Genomic DNA, 16,254 nt, shown 5'->3' with positions numbered 1-16,254 from the left:
TAGGAGTCTGGACCGTGTCTCAGTTCCAGTGTGGCCGGTCGCCCTCTCAGGCCGGCTACCCATCGTCGCCTTGGTGGGCCGTTACCCCTCCAACTAGCTAATGGGACGCGGACCCATCTGTCAGCGGATTTCTCCTTTCCTCCCCAGAATATGCATCCCAAGGAGCGTATCCGGTATTAGCACCAGTTTCCCGGCGTTATCCCAGGCTATCAGGCAGGTTATCCACGCGTTACTCACCCGTCCGCCACTAAAATTAGCAAAAAGTAAACTCTTCGCTAATCTCCGTTCGACTTGCATGTGTTAAGCACGCCGCCAGCGTTCGTCCTGAGCCAGGATCAAACTCTCCATATATAGCTTATATATTTTAAGAGTTTAATCTTTGCTCTCGTTTGTTAGAATTACTCTTTCAAAGTTCTTCACTTTGACGAGGTTCTTTTGCTTTGATTGCGCTCACACGCAATCGCATCTCAACTCTGTTTAGTTTTCAAGGACCTGGTTTTGGTTGCCACCGCTCACTCAGCGGCGTTTATTATTGTATCATCACTGAGCCGTACTGTCAATATCCATTTTTTAATCTTGTTTCCGTCTATTGCTTTTACCGGCTTGCGACGACTTTTACATATTATCATTATAACCAGTTGTTTTCAAGTGTAAATTAATAGTATTTAACTTAACCGATTACAATCACGATTTATAATATAGCAAACGTTTTATTCCTTGTCAATAAAAAAAGCGCACTCTATCAGTTCCCTTAACGTGCGCTTTTTTATACTTTATTCCTTAGCTCTGGCCATAAATATGGCCAGTTAAATTTTCTTAAAGTGCATGAAAAGCGCGCTAATTCAGTTCCCTCTATGCGTGCTTTTCAGTACTTTACTCCTTTGATCAGGCCATATATATGGCCTGGTATAATATCATTAAAGTGCAAGAAAAAAAGCGGGGATTTTATTCATCCCCGCCATCTTCTGCAGCAACAACTCTTGCCACCGCCACCAGGTGATCTCCATCACCCAGTTTCATCAGCAGCACACCCTGAGTAGCCCGGCCGATCAATGAAATATTATCAGCCTTTAATCTAATCATTATCCCATCGGCACTAATCATCAAAACTTCTTCATCAGGTGCAATAACCTGAAGCGAAACTACATAGCCATTACGGGGTGTACATTTAATATTTGTTACTCCCATGCCGCCCCTGGTCTGGGTTCTATATTCATTTAGTCTGGTTCTTTTACCATAGCCCTGGCTGGTTACAACCAATAAATCACTGCCTTCCCGCACTCTATCCATGGATACCACTACATCGTCTTTCTTCAGAGTAATACCCTTTACCCCTCGGGATGCCCTGCCAGTGGGACGGACATCATTTTCAGAAAATCTGATGGCCATACCAAGCTTAGTTCCAATAATTATCTCTTCTTTATTGTCGGTCATTAATACATCTATTAATGAATCCCCTTCGTCCAGGTTTAAAGCAATTATGCCATCCCGTCTGGAAGTGTCATATTCGTTTAACGAAGTCTTTTTCACTATACCGTTGCGGGTTAACATAAAAAGATAATGGCTGGAAGAGTATTCCTTAATCGGTATAACCGTGGTTATATATTCATCGTTGTCCACATAAAGCAGGTTTACTATAGCAGTACCTCTGGCTTGCCGGCCGGCTTCAGGAATCTCATATCCCTTAAGCCGATAAACTTTGCCTTTGGTAGTAAAAAACAAAAAATAATGATGAGTTGTAGCAATAAAAAGATGTCTGAGAAAATCATCATCCTTAATGCCCATTGCATGTATACCGCGACCGCCTCTTCTCTGGCTGCGATAAGTTTCAAGGGGCATTCTTTTTATATATCCTTGATTAGTAATGGTTACAACTATATCTTCTTCAGGTATCAAGTCAATATCTTCAAAATCTATACTCTCATCAGCAATGGCCGTACGGCGGCTATCGCCGTATTTTTCTTTAATCTCCAGTATTTCCTGTTTAACAATACCCAGCACCATTTTTTCATCTGCCAGTACTGATCTAAGATAATCAATCTTTTTGATTAGATCCTTATACTCAGCCTCCAATTTATCTATTTCAAGACCGGTCAAACGATGAAGACGCATGTCCAAAATGGCCTGGGCCTGTTTTTCGGAAAAATTAAATCTTTCCATCAGGTTTTTTCTGGCCTGATCCACAGTCCTGGAACCACGAATTATTTTAATTACTTCATCAAGATTGGCCAGAGCAATACGCAGTCCTTCTACAATATGGGCTCTTTCCTCGGCCTTGTTCAGATCATACCTGGTACGCCTGGTGATTATTTCCTTCTGATGCTCCAGATAATGATAAAGTGTTTCTTTAAGATTCAGAACTTTTGGCTGGCCATTAACCAACGCAAGCAATATTACCCCAAATGAATCTTGCATTTGGGTATGCTTATAAAGCTGGTTTAATATGACCTGCGGATTGGCATCCCGGCGTAATTCAATAACTATCCGCATACCATGCCGGTCAGACTCATCTCTAAGGTCAGTAATACCTTCAATTTTTTTATCTTTGACCAGTTCGGCTATTTTTTCAACCAGTTTGGCTTTATTTACTTGATAAGGCAGCTCGGTCACGATGATGCTGCTTTTTTTACCTGTTTCTTCAATTTCCGCCTTTGCCCTTACTTTAATTGATCCCCTGCCTGTTTTGTAAGCCGACCTTATGCCTTCGCGTCCCATAATTATGGCACTGGAAGGAAAATCCGGTCCTTTAATTACTTTCATTAAGTCATTAATTTCTGTTTCAGGGTTATCAATTAACATGACAACTCCATCGATAACCTCGGTCAGGTTATGCGGCGGAATATTAGTTGCCATACCCACAGCAATTCCAGCAGAGCCGTTTACCAGTAAGTTTGGAATACGGGAAGGTAAAATAACAGGCTCCTTACCGCTCTCATCATAGTTGGGCGCAAAATCAACAGTTTCTTTTTCAATATCAGACAGCATCAAAGTTGCTATTTTGGATAAGCGTGCCTCAGTGTAACGCATGGCCGCTGCCGCATCGCCGTCTACCGACCCAAAGTTGCCATGCCCGTCTACTAAAGGATAACGGGAAGAAAAATCCTGAGCCAACCTCACCAGCGTGTCATAAATTGCAGCATCACCATGAGGGTGGTATTTAGCCATTACTTCACCGACAATGTACGCTGATTTACGATGCGGTTTATCAGGTGTAACCCCCAGTGTGTGCATGGCGTAAAGAATTCTACGGTGAACAGGTTTCAGGCCGTCCCTTACATCCGGCAAAGCCCTGCCCACAATTACACTCATAGCATAATCCAAATACGAATGCTTCATTTCATCTTTTATATCAATAGGAACCACTTTTCCGGTTAAAGCAGGCACGGATATTTCACCTCAAACTGTAAATTATTACATCTTTATTAGTATAATTGCCTTAAATAACTTAGGCAATACCGTTTAGTTTAAACTAAAAGAGCGGGAAACGCTGTTCCCGCCTAAGTAGAAACTTTGCATTAAACATCAAGGTTTCTAACGTACCTTGCGTTTTCTTGAATGAATTCACGTCGTGGCTCAACCTTATCTCCCATCAACATGGAAAATATACTATTTGCTTCAATAGCATCTTCGAGCTTGACCTGCATAACTGTTCTTGAATCAAAATTCATTGTAGTCTCCCATAATTGTTCCGGGTTCATCTCCCCCAAACCTTTATATCTTTGTATTGAAATTTTTTCACGCCCGATTCGTTTTAATAACTGTTCTAATTCAATGTCGCTAAACACATAATGTTCTTCTTTAGTTTTGCGCACCCGGTATAAAGGTGGTTGAGCAATAAAGACATAACCATTTTCGATTAACTGCTTCATATGCCGGTAAAAGAAAGTCAACAACAAAGTTCTAATATGAGCTCCGTCAACATCAGCGTCAGTCATAATAATTATTTTGTGATAACGGGCTTTTTCAATATTGAACTCTTCCCCGATACCTGTTCCAAAAGCAGTAATTAACGCTCTAATTTCTTCATTGGCCAGAATTTTATCCATTCGAGCTTTTTCAACATTTAAAATTTTACCTCTGAGTGGCAAAATCGCTTGAAAACGTCTATCCCTTCCCTGTTTAGCTGAACCTCCGGCGGAATCACCTTCAACTATAAAAATTTCACTAAGCGACGGATCCCGTTCGGAACAATCAGCTAATTTTCCCGGCAGCGTTGAACTTTCAAGAGCATTCTTACGCCTTGTCAATTCCCGCGCCTTCCTGGCAGCCTCCCTGGCCCTGGCTGCATTTATTGATTTATCTAATATCTTGCGTGCCACCTGTGGATTTTCTTCAAAAAAAGTACTTAGTTTTTCTGCCACTACAGTGTCAACAACGCTTCTTACTTCGCTATTACCAAGCTTTGTTTTAGTCTGCCCCTCAAATTGAGGCTCTGGAACTTTTATACTGATTATAGTAGTTAAGCCTTCACGAATATCCTCACCAAGCAAGCCTGAGCCGTTTTTAATAATATTATATTTTTTACCATAATCGTTCATCACCCGTGTTAATGCGGTTTTAAACCCGGTTTCATGGGTTCCGCCGTCAACGGTATGAATGTTATTTACAAACGAAAAAAAGTTTTCCACATAGCTATCAGTATATTGCAGGGCAACTTCAACCATAATCTGGTCTCTAACGTCTTCAAAATAAATGGGTTTGTGTAAAGCATTTTTATTTTTATTTAAATGCATCACAAAATCTTTTATACCGCCGGAATGCTGGTACACAAACTGTTGTTCCGTGCGTTCATCAATAAAGGTTATTTTTATACCTTTCGTTAAGTAAGAAAGTTCCCTGATTCGCTGAATTAATGTTTCCTGGTTAAATACTAGTTCTTCAAATATTTCCGGGTCAGGTTTAAAAGTGATTCTGACACCTGTAGTTTTGGATTTTCCTGTTTTCTCTAGCTTTGAAGCAGCAACACCCCGTTCATATCGCTGGTGCCAGATAAAACCTTCCCGGCGAACCTCTACTTCAAGCCATTCCGACAGTGCATTGACCACCGATACACCGACACCGTGCAAGCCGCCGCTAACTTTATAACCACCACCGCCAAACTTTCCACCAGCATGAAGCATGGTCAAAACTACCTCAACGGCAGGTAAGCCTATTTTGGGATGCGTGTCCACTGGTATACCGCGTCCGTCATCAATTACAGTAACAGTATTATCATAGTGAACAATTACATCTATTTTTTTGCAGTAACCAGCCATAGCCTCATCAATACTGTTATCAACCACTTCATAAACCAGGTGATGAAGGCCTCTTAAACTGGTGCTGCCAATGTACATCCCTGGCCGACGCCTAACAGCTTCAAGCCCCTCTAATACTTGAATTTCTTCCGCACTGTATCTGGTGTTGTTTTCCAACAATCGGGATCCTCCGTTTCCAAACTGGTTAGTCTTCACTTGACACCTGGGATAAAGCTCTCTTTTTTAAAGTTGTACAAGAAATTGGAGACAAATATATCTCATTATTGGTAATTACATAGGTTTTTTCTTTTCCTGATGTTGAAATATTAATAATAAAACCTTCATCACCAGCTATTTCCAAAAATTCCTTTGTAATAGCGGAAGCTTTTGATCTAATATCTAAAATAGCCACTATTTCCTTTTTGGGAACAATCACGTCCCCTCCGAGGTGTAAAAACATCCGCTAATCCTCCCTTAAATTGGTGACATTTATTCGTTGGGGGCATTCCCCGAGGAAGTGTATTCCCTTTCCTTTATCGTTCCGCTATTAATAAAGTATACCCTGTCTATGTGCCGGCTAATTGTTTTGGAAAACCCGGTAGTTGTAATAAATGCTTGATTATTACTAATAAGTTTCAGTAAATAATTTTGGCGATTTTCATCTAACTCCATTAAGACATCATCCAGTAACATAATGGGGTTTTGTCCAGTTTCACATTTAAATAATTTCATTTGTGCAGCTTTTAAAGCCAGTACAACTGACCTTATCTGCCCTTGAGATCCGAAATTACGAATATCTTTATTATTTAATAAAAATGTTATATCATCTCTGTGTGGACCAAACAAGGTCTGTTTTTTATATAATTCTTCCTTTTCCCTTGATTTTCCTTCAATAATAAAATCATTAATAATTTGATCTACACTTAAAGAATCTGAAATTCTAGCTGATGATAAATATTTCATATCAAGTTTTTCATTTTTACCTGCGATGCTGCCATAAATATCCCGGGCTAGAGGAAAATATTTTTTTAACAACTGAATTCTTCTGAAAAGAACTTCAGCCCCGTATCTGTAAAATTCTTCGTTCCAAATTTTAAAGTCATCCTTATGGTGTTCCCCTCGACGGAGCAAATTATTTCTATGCAGCACAATTCTCCTGTATTGTTTTAAGAGCTTGCGATATACAGAGCTAATAAATCCTATATCATTATCAATGAAATCACGCCTTTGGGATGGAGGGCCTTTAATAATTTGCAAATCGTCGGGTCTAAATAAAATAATACCATAATACCCCGGTAAAGATTTACGGTTATTCTCTGATCCGTTTATCAATATTTTTTTAAGACCGTCCAATTTGATCTGAGTAAAAACATCAACCGTAAAATCGCTTAATTGATATGATGACTTCAAAATAGAATGTTCATTACCCCATTTTACGACATCTTTATCTTTTAACCGAAAAGAAAAACCCATTCCACTTAAAAAAATAGCTTCAAGCAAGTTGGTTTTTCCCTGGGCATTGGGTCCGGTTATTATATTTATTCCCTGGTCAGGGTTAAAATTTAATTCTAAATAATTGCGAAAATCTTTTAAGATCAATTCTTTTAAGAACAATCATGAGCCCTCCCGGTTGGCTACAACTCTAAAAGAGCCCATGTTTTCAATTTCAACCTTATCACCGTGCTTTAATTTTCTTGACCGGTGATTTTCCAATACACCATTAACCTTTACTTTATTATTTAAAATTAAATATTTACTCTGACCACCGGTCGAAACTGTGCGGGACCATTTTAAAAACTGATCAAGTCTTATTTCATTTTCCACAAAAATATTCAACAATTAAACCAGCACCTTTATCAGGCCACGGCGGGCACCAAGATGGAAAAATAACTATGATCATCTACAGGTTGAAAAACAGCGGGACTGTCATGACCACTAATTTTGATAATTACCTCTTCAGTATCCATAGATCGTAAAAGGTCTATAAAAAACCTGATATTAAATCCAACATCTAAAGGGTCTCCTGAAAAATCGGTACTAATTTCCTCACGAATTCTCCCTGATTCAGTATAAAAATAAAGTAATAGTTGCTCTGGTTGGAATCGAATATTAAAAACATTCCTTCTTGTGTCAATTAATAAAGAAGCCCTTTCAGCTGCATCCAGTAACTCGCTGATTTTAGATCTTAACTCACATACATAATTTGGTGGAATTACTATTTTATAATTAGGAAATTGGCCTACAATTAGGCGAGACATAATACAAATATTGTCTAAGGTAAAAAATACCTTGTTTTCAGTTAGATAAACTTCAAATTCATCATCTACTGCATCAATAATTTTAAAAACTTCATTAAGAGTTTTTCCGGGAACAATTATATTTATAATTTGGCCATTTGTATCATCGACTTTTTCCTGACTTACAGCTAGTTTTCTAATATCAGTGGCCACCATTGATAAGGTGCCCTCTTCATCTACAGTTATATTAACACCGGTAAAGACAGGCCTCCTTTCATCGTTGGATACTGCAAAAAGCACTCTTTTTAACATTCTTTTAAAAATATTTTGTTTTAATCGCAGAGTTGGTTTGACGGGCAGTTCCGGAAATAAAGGGAATTCTTCAGCAGGGAATCCGTTAAGCGCCATTTCTGAATCTCCATAACTAAAAGTACTGGTGTTGGTAGAAATGTCACACTTTACATCAATATTACCAACAGGAAGTTTTCCCATCAGGCTGGATATATATTTTGAAGGTATGGCCGCTGCACCGTCAATTAGTGTATCAACTTGTAAGGAGCAACGTATGCCGAATTCAAGGTCGGTTGCTGTTACGTTTAGAACGTTGCCTGTAGTTTCTAAATGGACACAAGACATTATGGGCATTGGGTTACGGCTGGAAACAGCCCTTTGGACGATACTTATTGCAGAAGATAATTGGTCTCTGTTTGTTGAAAAGTGCATTACATCACCTTCTATTGATAGAAATTAATATATAAAATTTAATAGCAGTAATAGCAGTAGTAAGGGGAAAACAGTGGAAAAGTCGATCAAACGGGATCAGGTAAAGCAAAGCCGCTGTTAAAATCTATGTTAATAACGTTATTGAAAAGCCGGTATAAGTATGGAATAAGTAAACTTGCCAGCCTAGCCTTGTTTTATGGTTTCTAATAATTTGTGGACAGTTTGAGCAAAGGTGGGATCTTTTTGAATTTCTGTTGATACCTTGTCCTGAGCATGCAAAACTGTTGTATGGTCTCTGCCACCGAAAAAATCACCAACTTTAGGTAAGGAATAATCAGTTAGTTCACGGCATAAATACATCGCAATCTGGCGTGGTAAGGCAACGGCACGGTGTCTTTTTTTTGATTTTAAATCTTCAATTTTAAGGCCGAAAAAATTGGATACTTTCTGCTGTATTAACGGTATCGTTATTTCTACTGGTTTTTTATCAGGTAAGATATCTTTTAAAACTTCCTGGGCGGTATCTTTATCAATAGTCTCGTTGGTTAATGAACTATAGGCTGCTACCCTGATTAGAGCGCCTTCCAATTCCCTAATATTGGAATTTATTCTGTCGGCGATAAAAGTAATGACATCGTCTTGGACATTATAGTTTTCCATGTTCGCTTTTTTTTGCAGAATAGCGATTCTGGTTTCATAATCAGGCGGTTGAATATCTGTTATTAATCCCCATTCAAACCGGGAGCGTAATCTGTCTTCAAGAGTTGGTATTTCCTTGGGAGGACGGTCACTTGAAATAATTATCTGCTTACTTGCCTCATACAGGGTGTTAAAAGTGTGGAAAAATTCTTCCTGTGTTCTCTCCTTACCAGCTAGAAACTGAATGTCGTCAATTAACAATGTATCAATACTCCGGTATTTTTCTTTAAATTCAACGGTTTTTTCCTCACGTATGGCACTAATCAAATCATTGGTGAATTTTTCCGAAGTTACATAGGCAACCTGGAGTTTGTTGGTTTCACTAATAAAGTGGCCTATGGCATGCATTAGGTGAGTTTTACCAAGACCTACCCCCCCGTATATGAATAAGGGGTTATAAGCTTTAGCTGGTGAATCAGCCACAGCCAGACAGGCAGCATGGGCAAATCTGTTGCTGTCTCCCACTACAAAATTATCAAAAGTGTATTTTGGGTTCAAGGGGGTGATTCTAAGCTCATAACTGGTATTTCGGTATTTTACTGCAGAATTGTCTTGGATTATTTCATCTTGCATAATAAACTGAACATCCATTATTGAGTTATCTATTTTGCTGATAATGTCTTTAAACAAAGGGGCATAACTATTATTGAGCCAGTCCCTGGAAAATTGATCTTGCACAATGATATAAAAAACGTTGTTTCTTATGGAAACAGGTTTCATTGTTTTGATCCAAGTCTCATATGATTGAGAATTTAGATGGTTTTTTAACTCTTTTACTGTTTTTCCCCAGATGGTCGTTACGTCGGCACTAATCAAAAATTGTTCCCCCTCAAACGATTTTATCTAAAAACGAAACTTTAATTAACAATTTATACACAAAGTTACCCACAGGGTGTGGATAAATAAAAAAGGGGCTAACCAAAATAATACCAAATTTTACTGATGTATTCAACAAAGACAGGGCTAAATGGAGTTAAGCAAAGCAAAATATATGCTTGACTCTAAAACAGGGCATACTATATAATGTACTACGTACGCCTAGTATTTTCCAAACAAAATAAGATCATATTAAGCTGGTTAGGGTTAACAGGGGGTGTTTAGGTGAAAAGGACATACCAGCCAAAAAATAGACAAAGAAAAAAAGTTCATGGCTTTTTAAAAAGAATGTCTACAAAAGCGGGACGTAATGTAATCAAAAATAGAAGGTTAAAAGGTAGAAAAAGACTTACAGCATAAGGCCGCTACGGGTGGCCTTTTGCTAATTGTGGAAGGTTACTGAACTGGCAGTATGAAAAAAAAATATTTGCTTAGAAAAAATAAGGAATATAGAAAAGTCTATAATAAGGGCATATCGCTGGCTAACCGACATGCAGTTATTTTTGCTATGGAAAATCATCTAGGCTATAGCAGATTCGGATATTCGGTAAGTAAGAAGATTGGTAAGGCGGTAGTGAGAAATAAGGTAAGAAGAAGGTTAAAAGACGTTTGTAAGAGATGCGAAAATAAGTTAGCCAGCGGATATGACTATATTATTATAGCTCGTAAGGGAATTGAGAAATTAGAATTTAATTCCGTCAGGGATACAATGGAAAATCTGGTGTACAGAATAAACAAGAAAACTGCAAGGAAGAATTAATGTATGAAATATTTGTTAATTAAAATGCTTAGATTTTATCAGAAGTTTATTTCGCCCTTGAAAGGTCAAACTTGCAGATTTTATCCTACGTGCTCGGAATATGCCATACAAGCATTATCCAAATATGGCATTTGTAAAGGTTTAATAAAGACTATCATTAGAATATCAAAATGTCATCCTTTTCATCCCGGCGGTTATGATCCTGTTTAAAACCCTAATTAAAATCTGTAAATTTGGATTAAACGTTTTGCAATGGGAGGCGATGGTTTGGTAGAACTATGGAATACACTGGTTAATGGCATGACCGCTTTGATTAACTGGCTTTATCATGTTACAATTATAATAGGATTGCCAAATTATGGTTTAGCTATTATATTACTCACAATATTGATTAAAGTTGTGTTATTTCCACTTACCCAGAAACAGATGGTCTCTATGAAACGTATGGCGGAAATCCAGCCGAAAATTAAGGCAATTCAGGACAAGTATAAAGGAAAAGACCCGCAAAAAATGCAGCAAAAAATTATGGAAATGTATAAGGAGCACAACGTTAATCCAATGGCTGGGTGTTTGCCGATATTGGTTCAAATGCCGATTCTTATAGCTTTGTACAGAGCGCTATACCACTTTGATTTCATTAATCACGCCCATGCCACATTTTTTTGGGTTAGTGATTTAAGTAAAGTATATCCTTTATTTCCGTTATCGGCTTCAACTATACCAAACCTGATTTTCCCTTTGTTGGCGGGAGCATCAACCTATTTACAATCAAAATTAACTACTTCTACAACCGACCAAACTCAGCGGATGATGCTTTATACAATGCCTGTTTTTATTGGATGGATATGTACTACCGTACCGGCCGGGCTGGCGTTATATTGGACAATGTTTAATCTACTGGGTTTCGCGCAGCAATATCTGGTAAATAAACAAATTGGACAGGTAAAGGAGGGTGCTCCTTCGAAGTGAATTGTGTTGAAAAAAGCGCTAAAACGATAAATGAGGCTGTAGAGAATGCTTTAAGGGAACTTAATCTTAATAAAGATCAGGTTGAAATAGTGGTTTTAGAGGAACCCACTAAAGGACTGTTTGGCATAATAGGGGGTAAACCTGCGAGAGTAAAAGTAAGTCAAAAAGAAAATCCTTCGATCAGAGCTAAAAATTTTTTAGAAAATATTATGAAAGCAATGAAACTTGATGTAGAAATTAATATTGATGAAAATGAGGAAAAAGTAAAGGTTAATATCAACGGCCCGGACTTGGGTATACTAATCGGGAGAAGGGGAGAGACACTGGATGCACTCCAGTATCTAGTAAACCTGTCGGCTAACAAAAGCTTTGAAAAAAGAAAAAGAGTATTGCTTGACATTGAGGGCTACAGAAAACGCCGGGAAGAAACATTAAAAAAATTGGCATACAGACTTGCTGATAAAGCAAAGCAGCGTGGTAGGAATGTAGTGTTGGAACCAATGAATTCGATGGAGAGAAGAATTATACACACGGCACTTCAAGATCGAGTTGATATCTACACTTTTAGTGAAGGCGATGAACCATATCGCAAAATAATAATATCACCAAAAAAATAGTGAAAGAATAAGCCCAGCGGAAGAATTAAATTCTACGCTGGGCTTTTTAAGAAGATTGGGGGAGCGACATGATTGACGACACCATTGCCGCAATTTCAACTCCATTAGGAGAAGGTGGTATAGGTATTGTCAGAATCAGTGGACCAGATGCCATTAATATAGTCAAAGCTATATTTAAACCTGTTAAAGATAGGGATCTAGATAACGAAAATTTTAAGATTATCTACGGGCATATCTATAATAACAATAATAATTCTGATACCGTAAACAGAGAAATTATTGATGAAGTTTTAGTGAGTGTAATGCGGGCACCAAATACTTACACGAAGGAAGACATTATTGAAATAAATTGTCATGGTGGATCTTTACCCGTAAGGGAAATACTAGAACTTGTTTTATCAAAGGGTGCACGATTGGCTGAACCGGGAGAGTTTAGTAAACGCGCTTTTCTAAATGGAAGATTGGATATGGCCCAGGCTGAGGCAATTATTGATATAATCAGGTCAACAACTGGAGATGCTCTTAAACTGGCTGTGGGGCAGTTAAAAGGTGGTTTATCACGGAAAATAGATTTTATACAAAATGAATTATTGGAGATTACAGCCTTTATTGAGGCTAATATTGATTTTCCAGAAGATGAAATTGAAGAGTATAATTTAACAACCATAAAGACTAAGGTAAAGAAGGTAAAGGAAGAAATAAAAAATCTGCTGGATACTGCAGATACAGGCAGAATCTACCGTAATGGTCTAAAAACTGTAATAACGGGCAAGCCTAATGTGGGAAAATCATCTTTATTAAATGTATTACTTAAAGAAAAGAGAGCTATTGTTACTGATATACCTGGCACAACCAGGGATGTTATTGAGGAAATTCTTAATTTAGGTGGTGTGCCGGTTAAAATTATTGATACAGCCGGAATAAGAGATACTGATGATATGATAGAAAAAATAGGGGTAGAAAAATCAAAATCTGCTATAGAAGAAGCTGAAATGATTCTTATGGTTTTTGATTCCAATGAAGAGTATGATTATGAAGACGAAAAAATTGTTAAGATGGTAGAAAAAAAATGCGGAATTAAAGTGTTAAATAAAATTGATTTAAAAAATAATAGAAAAAATATTAATTATAAAATAAAAGAGGTATTACCAAATTGGCCTTTAATTGAGATATCAGCTATAAAAGAAAAGGGAATTGAAAAATTAGAAAAAAAAATAGTTGATATGGTGACAGGTGGAAAGTCAATAACTAGCGACACTGCTATAATTAGTAATATTAGGCATAAAAACCAATTAAAGAAGGCGTTAATACATTTAGAGGATGTTTTAGTGGCTGTAGATAAAGGAATGCCGCTTGATATTATAGCAATTGATATCAGGGGAGCATGGGAAGCAGTTGGGGAAATTAACGGAACAGCAGTAACAGAAAATATCATTGATAAAATTTTTGCAGAATTTTGTATTGGAAAGTGAGGAAATCGTATGGAATACCTGGCCGGAAAATACGATGTTATAGTTGTGGGAGCCGGTCACGCAGGTTGTGAGGCTGGATTGGCATCAGCGAGAATGGGCCTAAAAACACTTGTTTTAACTATTAATATAGAAAATATTGCTATGATGCCATGTAATCCTGCTATGGGTGGTCCGGCCAAAGGCCAGTTGATTAGGGAAATTGATGCTCTGGGTGGAGAAATTGGAATAAATACAGACCGGTCATCAATTCAAATGCGTATGTTAAATACAGCTAAGGGACCGGCTGTTCAAGCATTGCGTGCTCAAGCTGATAAGAAATTATATCAAATTAATATGATTTGGGTTTTGGAAAATCAGCCTAACTTGGATGTTAAACAAGTAATGGTAGAAAAAATAATAGTTAAAGGAGATAAAGTTGCCGGTATTATTGGACAAACTGGTGCTGTTTTTGAGGCTGATGCTGTTATCATTACCACTGGAACTTTTTTAAAAGGTCGTATCGTCATTGGTGATTTAGCTTACCCTGGTGGGCCCAGTGGCAATTTTCCGTCGGTTAAACTGTCAGATAGTTTAAAAGGGATCGGCTTGCAATTAGATAGATTTAAAACTGGAACACCGGCACGAGTTGACAAGAGAAGCATTGATTTTAGTAAAATGGCTGTTCAACCCGGTGACGAAAAACTTTTAAATTTTTCTTTTATTTCAGATGTTCGTGCAAGAGAGCAAATACCTTGTTGGCTTACCTACAGTAATGAAAAAACTCACGGCATCATCAAAGAAAACTTGCATCGATCTCCTTTATACAGTGGTTTTATTCAAGGAGTAGGCCCAAGATATTGTCCATCCATTGAAGATAAAGTAGTTCGTTTTTCCGATAGACCTGCGCATCAGGTATTTGTGGAACCCGAAGGAAAGAAAACTACAGAAATGTATGTGCAGGGCATGTCAACAAGTTTACCTGAAGATGTACAGTTGCGCATGTTAAGATCATTACCGGGATTGGAGAATGTTGAAATTGTTCGGCCTGGTTATGCCATTGAATATGATTATGTGTTGCCGAATCAATTGAAATTAACATTAGAAACCAAAGGGATCAAAGGATTATTCACGGCCGGGCAAATAAATGGAACTTCGGGTTATGAGGAAGCTGCCGCCCAGGGTATTATTGCGGGTATCAATGCAGCCATGTACATAAAAAATAAAGAACCTTTTATATTGTCAAGATCGGAAGGATATATTGGCGTTCTGATCGATGATTTGGTTACCAAAAGTGTCACTGAACCTTACAGATTACTAACATCAAGGGCTGAATATAGATTAATGTTGAGACAAGATAATGCCGATTTAAGGTTGACAGAAAAAGGTTTTCAAATTGGACTGGTAACGCCGGAAAGATATCAAAAATATAAAAATAAGAAGAAAGCTGTTGCAGAAGAAATTGAAAGATTAAATAAAATGATGGTTACAGTTGGACCGGAATTAAAGGAAATATTAGCCAGGAAAAATTCAGCTGAGGTTCAGGGCAGTATTTTGATGGCTAACCTATTAAGGAGGCCGGAAATCCAATATAATGATTTACTAAAAATTCCAGCTGAACACCCCGGTATTGATGAAGAAATTATGGAACAAGTAGAAATACAAATAAAATATGAAGGATACATTAAAAAACAGGAAGCGCAGGTTAGAAAATTTGAGAAACTGGAAAATATGAAAATATCGCAGGAAATTGATTATAGAAAAATACAGGGATTAGCAGTTGAAGCAATGCAAAAATTAGAAAAAATAAGACCGGTTTCTATAGGACAGGCTTCAAGAATATCTGGAGTAAACCCGGCTGACATATCTGTTTTATTGGTTTACCTTGAAAAAGAAAAAAGGAAAAATGCGAGCGAGGCTTAAATGAACAAATTTAAAGAGGAGCTAATAAGAGGTTCTTTAAAAATTGAAGTTTTTTTAAATGAAGCTATGCTGGAACTTTTTTATAAACATTATCAAATAATGATTAAGGAGAACAGTAAATATAATTTAACTTCTATAACCGAAGAAATTGAGGCAGCGGAAAAGCATTTTATAGATTCATTAATGCTTTATAAAGAAATAGAAAAATATAATTATGTATATATGGTAGATATAGGAAGTGGAGCAGGTTTTCCTGGTTTGCCGTTAAAGGTATATCGTACAGAAAAAATAAATTTAGTATTAGTTGATGCAGTAAATAAAAAAGTTAATTTTATTAAAAAAGTTATAGCTGAACTAAATTTGGAAAATACCAAAGCCATTCATGCCAGAGCTGAAGAAATGGCGGTAGATTACAGAGAAAAGTTCGATGTTGCCGTGACCAGGGCTGTTGGGGAAATAAGATTACTGGCTGAATATTGTTTGCCTCTTATTAAACAAGGTGGAATTTTTATTGCGGCTAAAGGACCAAATGTCAAGGCAGAATTAAAAAAGGCCGATAAGGCGATAAAAATATTGGGCGGGAAAATTCAAACAGTAAGAGAAGAAAAACTACCTATCAGTGGTGAAGGCAGAACTATAGTGACAATAGAAAAAATCAGAAAAACTCCGCCGCAATATCCTCGACGACCGGGTATACCAAAAAAAGATCCATTATAACAAGCAGGTGTAAAATCCTGTTTGTTTTTATTTTGAACCGAAAAGCACGTA

Annotated in this window: 15 protein-coding genes and 1 rRNA gene; 8 read left to right on the top strand and 8 right to left on the bottom strand. The window is 37.4% G+C overall.

The window, feature by feature from the left end; genetic code table 11:
- The 8 genes from BM056_RS15345 to dnaA form a co-directional block, all read right to left on the bottom strand.
- Window positions 1-351: ribosomal RNA gene (locus BM056_RS15345) — 16S ribosomal RNA — on the bottom strand; the annotation flags it as partial.
- A 594-nt stretch (window positions 352-945) separates the two neighbouring features.
- Window positions 946-3,384, bottom strand: a complete 2,439-nt coding sequence (gene gyrA / locus BM056_RS15340) for a DNA gyrase subunit A (protein WP_092472303.1) — start codon at window positions 3,382-3,384, stop codon at window positions 946-948.
- 131 nt (window positions 3,385-3,515) lie between these two features.
- Window positions 3,516-5,414, bottom strand: a complete 1,899-nt coding sequence (gyrB, locus tag BM056_RS15335) for a DNA topoisomerase (ATP-hydrolyzing) subunit B (protein WP_092472302.1) — start codon at window positions 5,412-5,414, stop codon at window positions 3,516-3,518.
- A 25-nt stretch (window positions 5,415-5,439) separates the two neighbouring features.
- Window positions 5,440-5,694, bottom strand: a complete 255-nt coding sequence (gene remB / locus BM056_RS15330; protein WP_092472301.1) for an extracellular matrix regulator RemB — start codon at window positions 5,692-5,694, stop codon at window positions 5,440-5,442.
- Between the two features lie 29 nt (window positions 5,695-5,723).
- A complete protein-coding gene (recF, locus tag BM056_RS15325) occupies window positions 5,724-6,848 on the bottom strand; it encodes a DNA replication/repair protein RecF (protein ID WP_092472300.1) in 1,125 nt (374 codons plus the stop codon).
- A complete protein-coding gene (locus tag BM056_RS15320; protein ID WP_337833514.1) occupies window positions 6,849-7,058 on the bottom strand; it encodes an RNA-binding S4 domain-containing protein in 210 nt (69 codons plus the stop codon).
- Window positions 7,059-7,090: 32 nt separating this feature from the next.
- Window positions 7,091-8,194, bottom strand: a complete 1,104-nt coding sequence (gene dnaN, locus BM056_RS15315; protein ID WP_092472298.1) for a DNA polymerase III subunit beta — start codon at window positions 8,192-8,194, stop codon at window positions 7,091-7,093.
- 183 nt (window positions 8,195-8,377) lie between these two features.
- Entirely contained in the window at window positions 8,378-9,706 is a 1,329-nt protein-coding gene (gene dnaA, locus BM056_RS15310; protein WP_435050969.1) for a chromosomal replication initiator protein DnaA, read from the bottom strand.
- A gap of 288 nt (window positions 9,707-9,994) precedes the next feature.
- On the opposite strand from dnaA, the gene rpmH reads away from it, so the two are divergent.
- From rpmH to rsmG, 8 genes are all read left to right on the top strand, one after another.
- Window positions 9,995-10,129 carry a 50S ribosomal protein L34 gene (gene rpmH / locus BM056_RS15305; RefSeq protein WP_092472296.1) on the top strand — a complete coding sequence of 45 codons (135 nt, stop codon included), beginning with the start codon at window positions 9,995-9,997 and terminating at the stop codon, window positions 10,127-10,129.
- Between the two features lie 52 nt (window positions 10,130-10,181).
- Entirely contained in the window at window positions 10,182-10,529 is a 348-nt protein-coding gene (rnpA, locus tag BM056_RS15300; protein WP_092472295.1) for a ribonuclease P protein component, read from the top strand.
- A 3-nt stretch (window positions 10,530-10,532) separates the two neighbouring features.
- Window positions 10,533-10,739 (top strand): membrane protein insertion efficiency factor YidD, encoded by a 207-nt coding sequence (yidD, locus tag BM056_RS15295; RefSeq protein ID WP_092472294.1) that lies wholly within the window; start codon window positions 10,533-10,535, stop codon window positions 10,737-10,739.
- A 90-nt stretch (window positions 10,740-10,829) separates the two neighbouring features.
- Window positions 10,830-11,498, top strand: coding sequence for a YidC/Oxa1 family membrane protein insertase (locus BM056_RS15290; protein WP_238456477.1), 669 nt, complete (start codon window positions 10,830-10,832; stop codon window positions 11,496-11,498).
- On the top strand, window positions 11,495-12,115 hold the full coding sequence (gene jag, locus BM056_RS15285) for an RNA-binding cell elongation regulator Jag/EloR (RefSeq protein ID WP_092472292.1): 621 nt from the start codon (window positions 11,495-11,497) through the stop codon (window positions 12,113-12,115). The genes BM056_RS15290 and jag overlap by 4 nt, the downstream gene beginning before the upstream one ends.
- 68 nt (window positions 12,116-12,183) lie before the next feature.
- Window positions 12,184-13,587, top strand: coding sequence for a tRNA uridine-5-carboxymethylaminomethyl(34) synthesis GTPase MnmE (gene mnmE, locus BM056_RS15280; protein WP_092472291.1), 1,404 nt, complete (start codon window positions 12,184-12,186; stop codon window positions 13,585-13,587).
- A gap of 9 nt (window positions 13,588-13,596) precedes the next feature.
- Window positions 13,597-15,486 carry a tRNA uridine-5-carboxymethylaminomethyl(34) synthesis enzyme MnmG gene (gene mnmG / locus BM056_RS15275; protein WP_092472290.1) on the top strand — a complete coding sequence of 630 codons (1,890 nt, stop codon included), beginning with the start codon at window positions 13,597-13,599 and terminating at the stop codon, window positions 15,484-15,486.
- Window positions 15,487-16,203, top strand: a complete 717-nt coding sequence (gene rsmG / locus BM056_RS15270) for a 16S rRNA (guanine(527)-N(7))-methyltransferase RsmG (protein ID WP_092472289.1) — start codon at window positions 15,487-15,489, stop codon at window positions 16,201-16,203.
- Window positions 16,204-16,254 lie beyond the last annotated feature (51 nt).

The organism is Desulfotruncus arcticus DSM 17038 (assembly GCF_900113335.1).
GTDB lineage: Bacteria > Bacillota > Desulfotomaculia > Desulfotomaculales > Desulfallaceae > Desulfotruncus > Desulfotruncus arcticus.
The sequence above is the reverse complement of the archived record's forward strand: the minus strand, read 5'-3'. Positions and strand labels throughout refer to the sequence as shown.